Origin of the sequence: Allobosea sp. CRIB-10, assembly GCF_900112185.1 — a bacterium.
Classification (GTDB): Bacteria; Pseudomonadota; Alphaproteobacteria; order Rhizobiales; family Beijerinckiaceae; genus Allobosea.
This window is the reverse complement of sequence record NZ_FOKP01000069.1, coordinates 1-1,231: the sequence shown is the minus strand read 5'-3', so window position 1 is coordinate 1,231 and position 1,231 is coordinate 1. Positions and strand designations below refer to the sequence as shown.

At 62.6% G+C, this 1,231-nt stretch carries 1 protein-coding gene; it reads left to right on the top strand.

Going from position 1 to position 1,231, the window contains the following annotated elements:
• Positions 1-60: 60 nt before the first annotated feature.
• Positions 61-1,196, top strand: a protein-coding gene (locus tag BMZ69_RS30910; RefSeq protein WP_210188136.1) for an IS3 family transposase whose coding sequence is annotated in 2 segments (ribosomal slippage) — positions 61-313 and positions 313-1,196 — 1,137 coding nt in all. Because the reading frame shifts where the segments join, the coding sequence is not laid out codon by codon here.
• The last annotated feature ends 35 nt before the right edge of the window (positions 1,197-1,231 follow it).

Here is a 1,231-nt window from a genome sequence, read left to right as displayed (position 1 = left end):
TGGACTGCCCCCGGTCCGTTAGACATCGCCGACCTATCCTTTGAGCATAGGAGGTTGGTCATGAGTTCGCAGAGATTTGCACCGGAATTCAAGGAGGAGGCGGTCAGACAGGTCGCCGAGCGGGGCTACTCCGTGCCTGATGTCGCGGCGCGTCTGGGCGTCTCGGCACACAGCCTTTACAAGTGGGTCAAGGCCGCTTCACCCGACAGAACCGAGCAGCAATCGAAGGAGTTGCTGGAAGCCAGAAGCGAGATCCTCCGGCTGCGAGCTGAGATGCGCAGGGTTGAAGAGGAGCGCGATCTTCTAAAAAAAGCCGCGCGGTACTTTGCCAGGCAACCCGAGTGAAGTACCGCTTCATGAACGAGCATCGGCATGACTATGCCGTCACACTGATGTGCCGTGTCCTGCGGGTTGCCCGGGCCGGATTCTATGCCTGGCTTCATGCTCCGGTGTCGGATCGCGACACCGAGGATGCCCGGTTGCTGGAGCTCATTCGGGACTCCCACGCGGCCAGCCACGAGATTTACGGGGCCCGAAGGGTGTTTGGCGACCTGCGGGAAGTGGGCGAGACCTGCGGCCTGCATCGTGTCGAGCGGCTCATGCGGCGCCACAAGATCCGGGCCGTCCGTGGCTACAGGAAGCCGCGGCCGTTTGCCGGCCGCCCGTCCCTCATCGCGCCCAACCGTTTGCAGCAAGCCTTCACGGTGGACGCGCCCAACAAGGTCTGGGTCACCGACATCACCTACATCCGGACATGGCAGGGCTGGCTATACCTGGCCGTGGTGCTCGACTTGTACGCCCGCAAGGTGGTGGGCTGGTCGATGAAACCGACGCTGAGCCGCGAACTGGCGCTCGATGCCCTGCTCATGGCGGTCTGGCGCCGCAAACCCGACGGGCGTGTCCTGGTGCATTCCGACCAGGGCAGCCAGTATGGCAGCGACGACTTCAAACGGTTCTGCGCTGCCCATTCGCTCGAAACCAGTATGAGCAGGCGCGGCAACTGCTGGGACAATGCGGTCGCCGAATCCTTCTTCAGCAGCTTGAAAAAGGAGCGGATCCAGAAACGCATCTACAAGACCCGCGCCTTGGCGCGCGCCGATGTCTTCGACTATATCGAGACGTTCTACAACCGAACCCGCCGTCACAGCCATCTCGGCGGCATCAGTCCCGAAGCGTTCGAACGCGCGTCGGCGTGAGGCTCGGCTTTGTCCACGAAACCGGGGACCGTCCA